The sequence below is a fragment of the Rhodococcus jostii RHA1 genome (genome assembly GCF_000014565.1).
Lineage (GTDB): Bacteria > Actinomycetota > Actinomycetes > Mycobacteriales > Mycobacteriaceae > Rhodococcus_F > Rhodococcus_F jostii_A.
In genome coordinates this window covers 3,798,715-3,812,831 of the sequence record NC_008268.1, presented here as the reverse complement: position 1 = coordinate 3,812,831, position 14,117 = coordinate 3,798,715, and the positions used below count along the sequence as shown (strand labels likewise).

Below are 14,117 nucleotides of genomic sequence, written 5' to 3'. Positions count from 1 at the left end.
CGGCCGCGGAGACTCGGCTACCGGGTGACGAGCGCGGCGTTGATCACGATCGCCTGGGTGAAGAGGGTCCAGTCGTTGATGATGTGCGCGCCCGTCGAGACCCACAGGTTCTTGGTCCGGATGTAGGCGAGGGTGAGCACCAGTCGGGCCCCGCCGATCACGATGAAGGCCTGCGCGAAGTTCCAGTCGTAGGTTTGCAGGTGGGCGGCGCCGAACCACACCGCACTGAGCAGCCAGGCCAGGATGATCGCGGTCTTGCGGGACAGTTTTGCCTTGGCGAACAGGTAATACATCAGCGCGAGAAACGGGACCATGGTGAAGACTTCTTCGCCGACCAACTGGATCCCGGTTCCCACGTAGAACGCGGCCGTGTCGAGCGCACCGCCCTCGCCTGCACCGTCGATGGCCTCGTTGGACGCCACCCCGAACAGGGCCCGCACGATCAACGCCAGCACGGACGTGACAACGAGGTTGAGCACGGCGAAGCCGATCATCGTGAGGACGTCCCGGCCGTGCACCTTCCGGAACAACGCTGTCCAGTGCTCGCGCGTCACCATCGCCAGCACGACGAGCGGGATGACGACGAACAGGATGCGCGGAAGCAGCGCAACGACGTTGTCGGGATACGGGATGAGGACCAGGGCCGCGAAGCCGACTGCGACCGAGGCCCATGCCAGGACCCACTGCCGCACCGACAGCGTGGTGGGCGTCCCGTTGTAGAAGGGGAAGTCGGCGTCGTCGCGGCGCTCGATCAGGGGACCGAAGCGGTCGTGGGACGACGCCGGTTCGTGGACGGGAACGGCTCTCGGGCCGGAACCACTACTCATTGATCAGCCCCTCTGCAGGTGGATGGACTCAGGCGGCAATTTTCCCAGCAACCCACGACCCCGACCACCCGACGCGCCCGCCGGGCCGCACAACGGACAGTTAACGGAAGGAAACTTATCTATACCTGTGGCAAACTCCTTGCACTTGTATTGATATGTTGTCCCGGGTGGGTCCACAGTGAGTCGCATGACAACTCAACGACGCTACGACGTGGTGGTCGTCGGTGCCGGAATCGTCGGCCTCGCGCACGCGTATCACGCGCGCAATCGAGGCCTGTCCGTGGCGGTGATCGACCACGCCGACCGAGTTGCGGGCGCGTCCGTCCAGAACTTCGGCCACGCCTGCATCACCGCCCAGTCGGGCGTCGCCCGCGACTACGCCCGAGCGGGCCGGGAGCACTGGCTCGACCTGGCACGCAAGGCCGGGTTCTGGTCCGCCGAATCCGGAACATACTGCGTGGCACGACATGACGACGAGCTGGCCGTCATCACCGAGTTCGCCGAAGTACGCGAACCGGCCGAAGTGGAACTGCTGTCCCGAGACCGGATCCTCGGCGCGTTACCCATCGTCGGCGACCGCGTCGTCGGGGGCATGTACATGGCCGACGACCTCCAGGTGAACCCGCGGGAAGCGGCCCCCGCCATTGCGCGGTGGCTCGGAGCGTCGGGCGTCGACTTCTTCTGGCGGACCGCCGCAACCGGATTCGACACCGGAGTCGTTCATACCTCGCGGGGCGATCTGCACGCGGCGACGGTGTTCGTCACCGTCAACTACGACATCGACCGCCTGTTCCCGGAGCCGGCCGAGCGCGGCGGGCTCCTGCGGTGCCGGCTCCACATGATGCGCGCGAGGATTCCGTTGTCCGCGCCGTTGTCCGCGCCGTTGTTCACGGGCTGGTCGCTCGTGCGGTACAGCGGTTTCGAGAATCTTCCTGCGACGGCGGCGGTCGCGGCAAGGCTGCGTGACGAGTACCCGGACTACGTCGATCTCGACCTCCACCAGATGTACACACCGCAGCCCGACGGGTCGATCCTGCTGGGCGACACCCACATCCGTGAGATCTCGGCGGAGCCGTTCCAGTCGGAGAAGGGGTTCGAGGTGCTGATCCGTGAGGCCGCCGCCCTCTTCGGCGTCTCGGACGTCACCGTCACCGAACGCTGGCAGGGCGTGTACAGCTCGGCACCCGATTCCGAGTTCCTGATCGAGGAGCCGATCGATGGCGTGCACATCGTCACCGTGACCACCGGAATCGGCATGACCACCAGCATGGGTCTGGCGAAGGACCGCATCGACCACGTCTTCGGCAGCGACATCCTGCCCGTAATGGCATAGCAGCACAATCACATTCACCGAACACCGAGAGGAACCAGGCAATGGGAACACATCACCGGGACATCAGCCTCGTCGTCTTCGACATGGCAGGCACCACCGTGGAGGACAGCGGGCTGGTACAGCAGTCCTTCCTCGCCGCGGACGAGCATGCCGGACTGTCGAAGACCGACGAGGACCGCCGGCAGATGCTCGACTACGTCTCCGACACCATGGGCCAGTCCAAGATCGTCGTCTTCCGCCATCTCAGCGGCGGTAACGAGGAGCAGGCGCAGGCCGCGAACAAGGAATTCGAACGCTGCTACTCGCAACTCGTCGACGACGGTCGGTGCAGCGCGATCCCCGGCGCCGAGGAACTCTTCGGCTCCCTGCGGGAGCAGGGCATCAAGACGGCGCTCACCACCGGGTTCGCGCACGAGACGCAGATGTCGATCATCCGCGCGCTCGGCTGGCAGGACGTCGCCGACGTCGTGTTGTGCCCCGGAGACGGTGTCCGCGGCCGCCCCTTCCCGGACCTGGCGCTGACCGCGTTGATGCGCACCGGCGCCCCGTCCGTGCAGTCCATGGTGGTGCTCGGCGACACCACGTCGGACGTCACCACCGGCCTCCGCGCCGGAGCACTCGCCTCCGTGGGCGTGCTCACCGGCGCCCACGACGCCACCCAGCTGTCCGAGGCCGGGGCCACCCACGTTCTCGACAGCGTCGCAGATCTGCCCGGTCTGCTCGCCGAACTGCGCAACACCTGATTTTCCGATCAGGCTCCGTTGCCGTCGTCCGACGGAAGACGGGGGTCGATGGTGCGGGCGTTCACGATGCTGAAGGCGACGAGGTCGGGGCGGTACCGATCGTCCGCGTACTCGAACGTGTCGCCGTTCTGATCCCGCGACGTCCGACGTTCCCGAAGCAACGGGCTGCCGGGGTCGATGCGGAGATTCTCGGCGTCGACCCCAGTTGCGGCGACGGCGTCGAGCACGTGCTCCATGGATTCGAAGCGGACGCCGCGGGAGGTGAGGTAATCGGTGATCGATCCGGTGTCGATGTCGAAGTCGAACAGCAGGGAGCCGACGCGGTCGGTGAACGTGCTCCGCTCGATCATCGTCGGTTCGCCGTCCAGCAGCCGGACGCGGAGCACCTCGACGACGAAGTCGTCCGGAGCCGATCCCAATGCGCTGGCGGCAGGTTCGGACACCCGGCGACGTGAGATCTCGAGCGTGCGGCTCCCCGCGACGCGGCCGGTTCGACGCGCCCACTGCGAGAAAGGGGTGAACGTGTCCAGGGTTTGCGTGATGTCGTGACTGCGCACCACGGCCGGTTTGCCTTGGGACAGCTGGATGAGCCCCTCGTTCTTCAACGTCGCCAGGGCCTGGCGCACGGGACCGCGCGAGACCTCGAACTCCGCGCACAGCATGCTTTCGCTGGGCAGCGACTCACCCACCGCGTATTGCCGCTGCATGATGCGCTGCCGGAGCTGGAGTGCGACGAACTCATGGCGGGAGCGTGCCTCCACCATTGCGCATCACTCCACTTCCCCGCCGGTCGACGGTCGCCACTGCGAGTCAGGTGCATTCTAATGGCGTCGTCGTTACGCTACAGTGCTGAAACACGTTCCAGCCGGTGGAGGGATGCGGAGCATGGCGTCGTCGACGGAGCGGGTGGTCACGGTCGACGGATTCCGTTGGCAGATTTCCGAACTCGGTGACGGTCCGCCCGTAGTCCTGTGCCACGGATTCCCGGGGCTCGGCTACAGCTATCGCCATCAGATGCGGGCTCTCGCGGCTTCCGGGTACCGGGCGATCGCCCCGGACATGCCCGGCTACGGCGGCACCGACGTGCCCCGCGACATCGACGATTACACGAACGAGCGGGTGTCGGACGCGCTGATCGGCCTGCTCGACACGCTCGGTCACGAGCGTGCCGTGTTCGTCGGCCACGACTTCGGCGCGCCGGTCGCCTGGACCGCCGCACTGCGTCACCGCACACGCGTGTCCGGGCTGGTGCTAATGGCGGTCCCCTACGCGCCCGACCGGTTCCCGCTGCGACCGTCGGAGCTGTATGCGTCGATGGCGCGCAAGCACTTCCTGCACATCCACTACTTCCAGGAACCCGGTGTCGCCGACCGCGAACTCGACGCCGATCCCCGCGGATTCCTGCAGCGGCTGTTCTATGCGTTGTCGGGCGCCTACCGCTATCTGGACATCTGGCAGCACCCCTCGGAGGGCAACGGCTACCTGGACGTGCTGCCCGAAGCCCCACCCCTGCCGTGGTCGTGGCTGACGGAGGACGAGTTCGACCACTATGTGGAGGTCTTCACCCGGACGGGATTCACCGGCGGACTGAACTGGTACCGGGCGTACGACGCCAACTGGGAACGCTCCGGGAATCTCGCCGGAGCCGAAATCGAGGTGCCGACGCTGTTCGTGGCCGGTGCGCACGATCCCGTCCTCACGATGAGTGGTGCGCAGGCCCTCGACCGGATGCGCGACACCGTCCCCGACTTGCGCGGACTCCATCTCGTCGAGGGCGCCGGGCACTTCGTCCAGCAGGAAAGACCGGACGAGGTGAACGAGCTGCTGCTCACGTTCGTCGCGGGCGGTACAGGCGGCGACGACGGCGACTCGGCTCGGGCAGGTGACCGGTGATCTCGAGGTGCGCGGTGAACACCCACTCCCCGGACCGCTTGCGCGCCAGAGCCTTCGATGCGGCATCGATCGTCCCCGTTCCGTCACTGGAAACCCGAGGATTGTGTCGTGGGTGGGCTGTGGGTGGCATCGCCTAGCATCGTCAGCATGACGTCGCCGAGTGCCGCACTGTCGTATGCCGAACTGCTCGACACGGTTGCCGAATCGCACCGGACGGTGGAGGCGACGCTGGAGGGATTGACCGACGACCAGGCGCGGGAGCCGTCGTTGCTGCCGGGGTGGAGCCGGGGGCACGTCGTCACGCACCTCGCGAGGAATGCGGACGCGCTCAACCGGTTCGCGGTCGGGGTGATCACCGGCGAGGCCGCGCCCGAAATGTACCCGGGCGGCCCGGCCGCGCGGGCCGCGGCGATCGAGGAGGGGGCCGGGCGTCCGGCCGAACTACTGGCGGCCGATTTCCGCTTCGCGGGACGGCGGGTGCTCGAGTCGCTGCGGCGGATCACCGAAGATCTGTACGAGACGCCGGTGAACTGGCGTCAGCGGGTGCCTGCGCGGCAGGTGCCGGTGCTGCGGTGGCGTGAGCTCGAGATCCACCACGTCGACCTGGGGCTCGACTACTCGGCGGCCGACTGGCCGGCGGCCTTCGTGGAGCACACGCTGGAAGCGGAGCTGCCCGAGCTGGCGGCCAGGCATCCGGACGTCGCGGTGCCGGAACTTCCGCGCACCGACCTGCTGGCGTGGGTTATCGGGCGCCCCACGCGGGAGGGCTTGCCGCCCGTGCCCGCGTGGCCGTTCTGAGCGTCAGGCGTACTCGACGTTCTCGAACGTGTCGGCCTCGTCGAGCGCGTCCCAGATGATCGCGTAGCGCTTGTGGGTCATCTCGTCGGCATCGACGAGCAGGGCGTCGAACAAGGACTTCGGGTTGTCCTGCCACGTCTGAACGAGGCCCGCGACCGCCTGCGGAGTGAACAGACCGGACCGCGCTGCCGCCTCGATCCACTCGTCGAAGTCGCCGCCGTGAATCCGCTCGACTGCTTCGCGATCGACCTCGCCGTCGCCGAGATCGAGGGTGAACATCGTCGCGAAGACGTCGCCGTCGACGGCGACGACGGTGTCGCTGTACATACGCTGGTCGGTGTTCATCGTGGGGATACCTCCTGGGAGTCAGCTCGTTGAATCTGACTCACGTTTGCGACCTCTGCTGATGAGAAGAACTGTAGGGCGACTGATTGTGAGCAGCTTAAAGCCTTTCTGTGAGATCAATCTGTGATCTATCTCACGCAGGTTTCTTCGTTGTCAGCGGACCCTCAGCACGATTTCTGTGGGGTGCGCATCACTCGGTGTCTCCACCGCGTTGCGCACGGCTTTTGCGACGGTCGACGGCTTCAGATACTTCTCCGGCAGGTACTCGTCGCCCTCGCCGGCCACGATGGCGCGCTGCATATCGGTGTCGATCCGACCGGGGTGAATTGACGTTACGCGCAGTAACGGCTCCTCGAGACGCAGCGCGTCACCGAACGCCCGCAGGGCGAATTTGCTCGCCGCATACGACGCCCATCCGGCGTTCGCGCGGAGCCCGGCACCCGAGTTGATCAGGACGACGTGCCCACCCGCGGCGCGGAGAGCGGGCAGCAGCAGCCGTGTCAGTTCGGCCACCGCGACGACGTTCGCCTCGAGCGTGTGCCGCCACTGTTCGACGGCCGACTCCGCGACGGTCGCGAGATCGGCGACGCCGGCGTTGTGGACGAGCACGTCGAGTCGCTCGATCGGGGCGCACGCCGCCGCCAGCGCGTCGTAGTCCGTCAGCTCGACCGGCCAGGGCGTCGCCTCCGGCAGTTCGTCGAGGATGTCGGTCAGCGACCCGGCCGCACGGGCGCCGAGCAGGAGGTCGTGGGTCGGGGCGAGTTCGCGGGCGATGGCGGCTCCGAGGCCACGGCTCGCGCCGGTGATCAGGGCTGTGGGCATGCTGTCGAGGCTAACGCCCGTGAGTACTTGTCAACGTCGGGCGGTTGACAAGTACTCACAGCGCGGACCAGTGGTGCCACGTCAGGTCGCGGATCGCGATCACCGGCCCGTCGGGGCGGCGGTCGACGTACTGCGGGTACTTCGCGGCGAGGACGTCGATCGCGGCGCCGCCCGCCGGGGAGTCGGGGGTGAGCACCTCGGCCCGGCCGTCGACCCGCACCCACCACAGGTGGTCCCAGTTCTCGTCGTAGTGGTCCACGAGCAGGGTGACCGCGGGGTTGGCCGCGATGTTCGTGAGACGTCGTAAGGCCTTGGTGCGCTTCGGTTTGTGGTCGACGCAGGAGTAGATCGTGTCGGAGTCGAGTGCGAAGACGAGCGGGACGAGATGCGGCACCCCGTCGGCCCCGACCGTGGCGAGCCGCGCGATGCGGGCGGCCGCGAATCGCGCGACGGCGTCCATCACGGTTCCATCAGGTAGTCGCCGCTCACCGGTTCCGGGAGGGCGGGAATGCCCAACGGGCGCTTGAAGTACGCCCAGGGGAACCACAATGTCCCGACCTTCTGCCAGCCGTCGGACTCGAGCTTCTGGCGGCTCGCCAGCGCCGACACGCGGGTGTGTTCCCACTGCTCCTCGGACTTGCGGACGGTGTGGAACAGGGTGCCGAACCCGACGGAGTGCCAGCCGTACGAACCGGCGTGGTTGAGGATGCGCATCTCGTTGAACGCGGTGAGCGGGGTGAGCCGGCGGGTCCGGCCGTCCGGGTCCGTGTCGGGGGCGTCGCCGATCCGTTTGCCGAAGCGTTGTTGCGCCGCCTGCCGCGACATGCCGAGTGCGGCGCCGACCGTGTCCCAGCTGTGGCCGGCGGAGCGTGCGGCGGCGATCGCGGAGACCAGCAGTTCGTCGACCGACTCCCGTGCCTGCGAGGTGAGCCGGACGAGGGCCAGGTAGGCGGCGGGGTCGTGGTCCAGCCTCGGGTCGATCTCGGGGTCCGCCTTGGCGATCGCGTCCGACAGCAGTTGGGTGAGCGCGGCGTCCGGCATGTGTCAAGTATTCGTTGACAAGAGTCATCTTGTCAATCAAATGTTGACTGAGGGCGTGTCTCCCAATTCCCGGTTCGGCGCTCCTGACGCCCAATCGCCGGCCTGCTGCGTTGTCGTCGGCGCCGATACGACAGCGGTATCGGCTTCTCCTCCGCCTTGCCGGACGACGATTGTTTCGCCAGGTGCATCCGAGCCAGGTGCATCCGAGAGGAATTGGGAGACACGCCTAACTCGTGACGAGGGTGATGCCGAGGGTGAGCATCAATGCGGAGATCCCGGCGTCGAGCACGCGCCACGCGCCGGGGCGGGCGAACACCCGGTGCAGGAACTGGGCGCCGTAGCCGAGCGCGAGGAACCAGACGACGCTCGAGGTGGCGGCACCGAGACCGAACAGCCACCGGCCCGAATCGCCCTGGTTGTTGGCCACCGAGCCGAGCATCAGCACCGTGTCGAGGTACACGTGCGGGTTGAGCCACGTGAGTGCGAGGCAGGTGAGGATCGACGTCGCGAGGGTCGCCGATCCTATTTCCTGCGTCGCATCGAGCGTTCCGGGGCGGAGGGCGCGGCGAGCGGCGAGCACCGCGTAGGAGACGAGGAATGCCGCGCCCGCCCAGCGGATCACGGTGATGGCGGCCGGAGCGTGCGCGAGTACGGCGCCGATCCCGCTGATCCCGACGGCAATGAGCACGGCGTCCGACACCGCGCACAGCACGACCACCGGCAGGACGTGCCTGCGTGCGATCCCCTGTCGCAGGACGAACGCGTTCTGCGCGCCGATCGCGACGATCAGCGACAGGCCGGTACCGAAGCCGGCGGCCGCCGTGAGCAAGGCAGGGGTGAGGTGCATGAGGACCACGCTACGAAGCCCGCGACCATCAATCCAGCTAATTATCCTTCATTGCCATTAGCATTGCTTCATATGGATCTGGACCGCGCTTCTCTCCGCACGTTCGCGGCCGTGATCGACGAAGGCACCTTCGACGCCGCGGCCCGGGTCCTGCACATCACGCCGTCCGCGGTGAGCCAGCGGATCAAGGCACTCGAGCAGCAGGTCGGACGCGTGCTGGTGCAGCGGGCCAAGCCGGTCCGGGCCACCGAGTCCGGGCACGTCGTGCTCACGCTCGCCCGCCAGATGGCCCACCTCGAGCGCGAGGCCATGTCGTCCCTCAATCCCGAGGAGGCGACGACGAGCACGCTGTCGCTGGTCGTCAACGCGGATTCGCTGTCCACGTGGATGATTCCGGCCCTCGCCCGCCTGGCGCCGGAGCATCGGGCGCTGTTCGATCTGCATCGGGAAGACGAATTCCACTCGACCACCCTGCTGAAGGAGGGCACGGTGATGGCCGCGGTGACGTCCGTCCCGGAGGCGGTGCAGGGCTGCACCGTCGAGAAGCTGGGGTCGATGCGGTACCGCGCGCTCTGCAGCCGCGACTACGCCGACCGCTGGCTCCCCGACGGCCCGACGGCGGACGCCCTCGCGGTGGCGCCGATGCTCGACTTCGACCGCAAGGACGAACTGCAGGCCCGGTTCCTGCGCGGATTCACGCGGCGCAGGCTCCAGCCGCCGCGGCACTTCGTTCCCGGCTCTTCGGCGTTCTCCGACGCCGTCCGCCACGGACTGGGCTGGGGACTGCTGCCGGAATTACACACCGGCGACGACCACGGGCTCGTCGAACTCGACCCGTCCCGCCCGGTCGACGTCCCGCTGTACTGGCAGCGATGGAAGCTGGATTCGCCGATCCTCGCGGCGCTCACCACCGCAGTCCGGGACGGGGCGCGCGAAGCGTTGCGGTGACGTCGGGGTGGGCGCAACACTGGAGGCATGGACGCCGACAGCCCGATGGACCCGGTGCAGGCCCTGCGAGAGACAGCGTTCTGGCTCGAACGGTCGCGTGCGGAGACGCACCGCGTGAAGGCGTACCGGCGTGCCGCCGACGTGGTGGCCGAACTGTCCGAGGAGCAGCGGGACGTCCGCCGGCGCACCGACAGCTGGAAGGATCTGCCGGGCATCGGACCCAAGACGGCGACCGTGATCCGGGAGTCGCTCGACGGGGTGCCCGTCTATCTCGCGGAACTACGGGAGAACGCGGAGCCGATCGGCGGCGGTGCGCTGCGGGAGGCACTGAAAGGCGACCTGCACACTCACTCCGACTGGTCGGACGGCGGCAGCCCCATCGACGAAATGATGCGCAGCGCAGCCGCGCTGGGTCACGAATACTGCGCTCTCACAGACCATTCCCCACGCCTGACGGTCGCGAACGGGCTGTCGGCGGAGCGGCTGCGTTCTCAGCTGGAGGTGATCGCCGAGCTGAACGAGGAACTGGCACCGTTCCGCATCCTCACCGGCATCGAGGTCGACATCCTCGACGACGGTTCACTCGACCAGGATCCGGATCTGCTCGACGAACTCGACATCGTCGTCGCCAGTGTGCACTCCAAGTTGCGGGCGGAGCGCGGGGCGATGACCCGCCGCATGGTCCGGGCGGTGGAGAATCCGCTGGTGGACGTGCTGGGACACTGCACCGGCCGTCTCGTCGAAGGCGGGCGCGGGACCAGGCCGGAGTCGACGTTCGACGCGGAGCAGGTGTTCACCGCGTGCCGCGACAACGGCACCGCCGTCGAGATCAACAGCCGTCCCGAACGCCGCGACCCCCCGAGCCGTCTCATCGATCTGGCCATGGACCTGGGGTGCCTGTTCTCGATCGACACCGACGCGCATGCACCCGGGCAACTTGCCTGGCAGGGGTACGGATGCGAGCGGGCGATGCGGTGCGGTGTCGAGGCCGACCGCGTCGTGAACACGTGGTCCGCCGACGACCTGCTGGAATGGGCCAAGTAGCGCCCGTGCGTGGCTGACGAGTGCAGGGGCTCGTCAACCGCGCACGGGCCGAAGGCCCGGCTTCGCGGATGCCCGATTACACCGCGACCGGCGACGACGCCTGCGCCCAGAACCGTTTCGGGATCCGTCCGGCATTCCGGGCGAGGTGCCCGGCCGTGACCGCTGCGGCCATCGCCGCGGCCATCAGCGGAGGGTCCGACGCCCTCGTCACCGCGGAGGCGAGCAGCACGGCGTCGCAGCCGAGTTCCATCGCCAGAGCTGCGTCGCTGGCGGTGCCGATCCCGGCGTCGAGAATGACCGGGACGCCGGTGCGCGCGACGATCATCTCGATGTTGCGGGGGTTCGAGATACCGAGCCCGGTGCCGATCGGCGACCCGAGCGGCATCACGGCGGCGCACCCGGCATCGACCAGGCGCTGCGCGAGCACGGGGTCGTCGTTGGTGTACGGCAGCACGACGAATCCGTCGTCCACGAGTTGTTCTGCTGCCGAGACGAGTTCGATCCCGTCGGGCAGGAGCGTGCGCTCGTCGGCGATCACTTCGAGCTTGACCCAGTTGGTGCCCAGGGCCTCGCGAGCCAGGCGCGCAGTCAGCACCGCCTCCGCGGCGCCCCGGCAGCCGGCTGTGTTCGGCAACAACGCGATGCCCAGTCGATCCAGCAGTTCGAGCAGCCCGGTTCTCCCCGCGGCGTCCACCCGGCGCAGTGCCACCGTCGTCAGTTCGGTGCCCGAGGCGACGAGTGCCTCTTCCAGTACCGAGAGGTTGGCCGCACCGCCCGTGCCCATGACGAGGCGGGACGCGAAGTCCCGGCCCGCGATCGTGAGTGCGTCGGTGTGGATGCGCATGGGTACCTCCGGTCGAGAATTCGGCGAGCACTTGAACCCTACGATCGAATCGTCTCCGACGTCAGAACCACTTGTGCGCTACGTCATAGGTCCAGATTGGACCCCTGTCTCGCCGTCTATCTGGATCTTCTGGACCCGTACCAGACGGCCCAGAGTTGTCGGTGCGAGGAGCCGAACACCACGTCGTCACGATCGGAGTAGAGATGAACACCATGGTCGCGCGCAGAAACCGCACCGCGAGGTCGAGGGAGGAGGAGCGCCTGGCAACGGAACTGGAGGACGCCCGGCGCCGCATCATCGAACTCATGGGCCAGCTGGCCGAAACGGTCCGCAGCCGTGATGCTTTGAGCGACCGCGTGCAGGTGATGGCGTGGAATGCCCGGTGGGGCCGCGAGCACACCGGATTCGGGGTGCGGTGACCCGAGTCCGGGAGTCACAGCCACGTGGTCGGGCGGATCAGGTTGGCGAGATCCACCAGGGTGTACCGATGCCTGCGCTCGGGGGCCTTGCGGGCGAGGGCCCGGAGCGCCGACTCCGCCCCGGTGCGCAGACCGCGTTCTGTGAACGGCACGCTGAGGATCCGCGTGGTCTCGGGAATGCCGCCGGCGTGCAGCCAGTCGACGGCCACGCCGAGGACGAGCACCCGGGTCTGGAGTGCGCGACGCTCGTCGTGGGCGAGTAGTTCGACCCGCCGGGCGGCCTCCTGCAGATCCCGTTCGCTCACCTCGGCGAGGGGCCGATCGTGGACGAGCATCAGCACACTCGTCAACCGGGCCTCGGCATAGTGCCGGGATGTCGGTGGCACCTCGTCGAGGGCCTCCACCGCGGCCGCCCGGTCGTCGCGGTGCTCCAGTTGCCGCGACAATCCGAACGCCGCACTCACCGCGCCGTGATCCGTGCGCCACACTGTGCAGTAATACTTTTCGGCGGTCCGGCGCCACCGCCCGATGTCCTCACCGGAGCGGTATTCGCACCACATCTCGGCCGTCGCCGCGAGGGCGAGCTTCGGGGCCTCCTCGCCCGGTAGCGCGGTCAGGACGGAATCGAACCGGGTGAATGCCGCCTCGAAGTCGCCGCCCACCAGCGCACACAGTCCCGTGTGCCAGTCGACGCGCCACGTGTCCTCACGTTGATGGTCGAGGGATTCGAGAATGGTGGCGGCATCACGGGGCTGCCCGAGGTCGAGGTGCGCGCGTACCTCGGCGAGCGGGATCTCGATGCTCGTGGACGCCACACCGTCGTCCGCCACCTCCTTCGCCCTGTGCAGTGAATCGAGAAGCTCCCTCGGTCGGCTGTGGACGACGGAGAGCAACGGGGCGGCCGGATCGTCCGGGTCCACCAACGGAATCGGCAGCGCTCGAACGATACTCATCGCGCTGATCCGCTCGTCCCGGCGGTGCCCGTCGACGTAGACGTCGGTGCGGCTGATCGTGAGGTCGGTCCCGAACGTCGTGCGCTGCGGGCTGAACCGGTGGGACAGCCCCGGCTGCGGGTGGCCGGTCTGCTGGGCCCGCACCTCGCGCAGGACACCCTCGAGCTGGGTCGACATCTCCTCGGCCGACGCGAACCGCCGGGCCGGATCGGGATGGATGGCCCGGAGCAGCAGCCGGTGGTAGAACTCGTACTCCGCCAGCAGCGGCGCCTCCTCGGGCGTTGGCAGGCCGTCGACGTAACAGCCGCCGGCGGTGGGCATGTCGAGGGTCACCACGGCGAGCGTCCGCCCGACGGTGTAGATGTCGGAGGCGACGGTGGGACCGGTGGTGGCGATCTCGGGGGCTTGGTAACCCTGTGTGCCGTAGATGTATCCGTGATCCCCGATCCTGGCGACCGCGCCCATGTCGATGAGCTTGAGCTGGTCGTAGTCGTCGCCGATCATGATGTTCTCGGGCTTGAGGTCGTTGTACACCAACCCCATCGAGTGCAGGTATCCGAGCGCGGGCGTGACCTCGAGGAGGTAGCGGATGGCGTGCTCCACCGGCAGCATCGGCTTCGGGTCGTCGGGTCCGGCGTCCTCCTTCAGTTCGGTGAGCAGGTCGCGCAGGGTTCTGCCCCGGACGTACTCCATGACGATGTAGCCGATGGGATTGCCGTCCATCCCAGGGTGTTCGACGAAGTTGTAGATCTTCACGATGCTCGGATGCGTCACCTCGGCGAGGAACCGGCGCTCGGCGAGAGCTACCTCCTGGGCCTCGGGGTCGCCCGAGTGCAGCAGGCCCTTGAGGACAACCCAGCGGTCGCTGACGTTGTGGTCGAGCGCGAGGTAGATCCAGCCGACACCGCCGTGGGCGAGGCACCCCAGGACCTCGTACTGGCCCGCGACCAGTTCACCCGCCTCGAGTTGCGGGGCGAACGAGAAGACGGTGCCGCAGTGGGTGCACACACCCTCCGTGTCGCCCGGCCGCGCGGCGGTGGAACGTCCGACGGGGCGCTTGCATCGGTCGCAGTAACGTTTGTGCTCCGCCAGAACGGGATTGGTCAGGAGCATCGACAGGTCGGAGGTGTGGGCGGCGTCCGGCACCGTGCGTGCGGAGGGGACGTCGTCATCGTCGTCGTCCGCGAACGGATCGAACCGCACACCCCTGGTGGATTGCGGGTCGTCCATCGGTGTTCGCCTGGTTTCGTCGCTCACTCG

General features: G+C 67.9%; 16 protein-coding genes. 7 read left to right on the top strand and 9 right to left on the bottom strand.

From position 1 onward, the window contains the following. Nucleotides 1-17: 17 nt before the first annotated feature. On the bottom strand, nt 18-827 hold the full coding sequence (locus RHA1_RS17495; protein WP_011596219.1) for a CPBP family intramembrane glutamic endopeptidase: 810 nt from the start codon (nt 825-827) through the stop codon (nt 18-20). Nucleotides 828-1,014: 187 nt separating this feature from the next. Between RHA1_RS17495 and RHA1_RS17490 the strand changes: the two genes are divergently transcribed. Beyond that, nucleotides 1,015-2,160 (top strand): TIGR03364 family FAD-dependent oxidoreductase, encoded by a 1,146-nt coding sequence (locus RHA1_RS17490; protein WP_011596218.1) that lies wholly within the window; start codon nt 1,015-1,017, stop codon nt 2,158-2,160. Between the two features lie 41 nt (nt 2,161-2,201). After that, a complete protein-coding gene (locus tag RHA1_RS17485; protein ID WP_009476689.1) occupies nt 2,202-2,903 on the top strand; it encodes a phosphonatase-like hydrolase in 702 nt (233 codons plus the stop codon). An 8-nt stretch (nt 2,904-2,911) separates the two neighbouring features. On the opposite strand, the gene RHA1_RS17480 is transcribed toward RHA1_RS17485, so the two are convergent. Further along, nucleotides 2,912-3,667: a GntR family transcriptional regulator gene (locus RHA1_RS17480; protein ID WP_011596217.1), complete on the bottom strand. Its 756-nt coding sequence runs from the start codon at nt 3,665-3,667 to the stop codon at nt 2,912-2,914. Between the two features lie 121 nt (nt 3,668-3,788). Between RHA1_RS17480 and RHA1_RS17475 the strand changes: the two genes are divergently transcribed. Next, a complete protein-coding gene (locus RHA1_RS17475) occupies nt 3,789-4,796 on the top strand; it encodes an alpha/beta fold hydrolase (RefSeq protein ID WP_011596216.1) in 1,008 nt (335 codons plus the stop codon). Nucleotides 4,797-4,943: 147 nt separating this feature from the next. Next, nucleotides 4,944-5,594 (top strand): maleylpyruvate isomerase family mycothiol-dependent enzyme, encoded by a 651-nt coding sequence (locus RHA1_RS17470; RefSeq protein ID WP_029539746.1) that lies wholly within the window; start codon nt 4,944-4,946, stop codon nt 5,592-5,594. A gap of 3 nt (nt 5,595-5,597) precedes the next feature. Here the strand turns inward: RHA1_RS17470 and RHA1_RS17465 are convergent, their stop codons facing one another. From RHA1_RS17465 to RHA1_RS17445, 5 genes are all read right to left on the bottom strand, one after another. Then, nucleotides 5,598-5,939: a hypothetical protein gene (locus tag RHA1_RS17465; RefSeq protein WP_011596214.1), complete on the bottom strand. Its 342-nt coding sequence runs from the start codon at nt 5,937-5,939 to the stop codon at nt 5,598-5,600. A 153-nt stretch (nt 5,940-6,092) separates the two neighbouring features. Further along, nucleotides 6,093-6,761, bottom strand: coding sequence for an SDR family oxidoreductase (locus tag RHA1_RS17460; RefSeq protein ID WP_011596213.1), 669 nt, complete (start codon nt 6,759-6,761; stop codon nt 6,093-6,095). A gap of 55 nt (nt 6,762-6,816) precedes the next feature. After that, nucleotides 6,817-7,221 carry a TIGR03668 family PPOX class F420-dependent oxidoreductase gene (locus RHA1_RS17455; RefSeq protein WP_011596212.1) on the bottom strand — a complete coding sequence of 135 codons (405 nt, stop codon included), beginning with the start codon at nt 7,219-7,221 and terminating at the stop codon, nt 6,817-6,819. Next, nucleotides 7,221-7,802 carry a hypothetical protein gene (locus RHA1_RS17450; protein WP_011596211.1) on the bottom strand — a complete coding sequence of 194 codons (582 nt, stop codon included), beginning with the start codon at nt 7,800-7,802 and terminating at the stop codon, nt 7,221-7,223. Before RHA1_RS17450 ends, RHA1_RS17455 begins: the two co-directional genes overlap by 1 nt. 226 nt (nt 7,803-8,028) lie before the next feature. Continuing rightward, the gene (locus tag RHA1_RS17445) at nt 8,029-8,649 is read right to left on the bottom strand and encodes a LysE/ArgO family amino acid transporter (protein ID WP_011596210.1); all 621 of its coding nucleotides are present in this window, start codon (nt 8,647-8,649) and stop codon (nt 8,029-8,031) included. A gap of 72 nt (nt 8,650-8,721) precedes the next feature. On the opposite strand from RHA1_RS17445, the gene RHA1_RS17440 reads away from it, so the two are divergent. Next, complete coding sequence (locus tag RHA1_RS17440) at nt 8,722-9,597, top strand: LysR family transcriptional regulator ArgP (RefSeq protein ID WP_011596209.1); 876 nt, start codon at nt 8,722-8,724, stop codon at nt 9,595-9,597. A gap of 45 nt (nt 9,598-9,642) precedes the next feature. Continuing rightward, the gene (locus RHA1_RS17435; protein WP_029539747.1) at nt 9,643-10,641 is read left to right on the top strand and encodes a PHP domain-containing protein; all 999 of its coding nucleotides are present in this window, start codon (nt 9,643-9,645) and stop codon (nt 10,639-10,641) included. Between the two features lie 76 nt (nt 10,642-10,717). Here the strand turns inward: RHA1_RS17435 and RHA1_RS17430 are convergent, their stop codons facing one another. Next, entirely contained in the window at nt 10,718-11,485 is a 768-nt protein-coding gene (locus tag RHA1_RS17430; protein ID WP_011596207.1) for a thiazole synthase, read from the bottom strand. Nucleotides 11,486-11,688: 203 nt separating this feature from the next. Between RHA1_RS17430 and RHA1_RS17425 the strand changes: the two genes are divergently transcribed. Then, nucleotides 11,689-11,904 carry a hypothetical protein gene (locus RHA1_RS17425; RefSeq protein ID WP_016884741.1) on the top strand — a complete coding sequence of 72 codons (216 nt, stop codon included), beginning with the start codon at nt 11,689-11,691 and terminating at the stop codon, nt 11,902-11,904. A 14-nt stretch (nt 11,905-11,918) separates the two neighbouring features. On the opposite strand, the gene RHA1_RS17420 is transcribed toward RHA1_RS17425, so the two are convergent. Continuing rightward, entirely contained in the window at nt 11,919-14,087 is a 2,169-nt protein-coding gene (locus RHA1_RS17420; protein WP_167540971.1) for a serine/threonine-protein kinase, read from the bottom strand. Nucleotides 14,088-14,117: the final 30 nt, after the last annotated feature.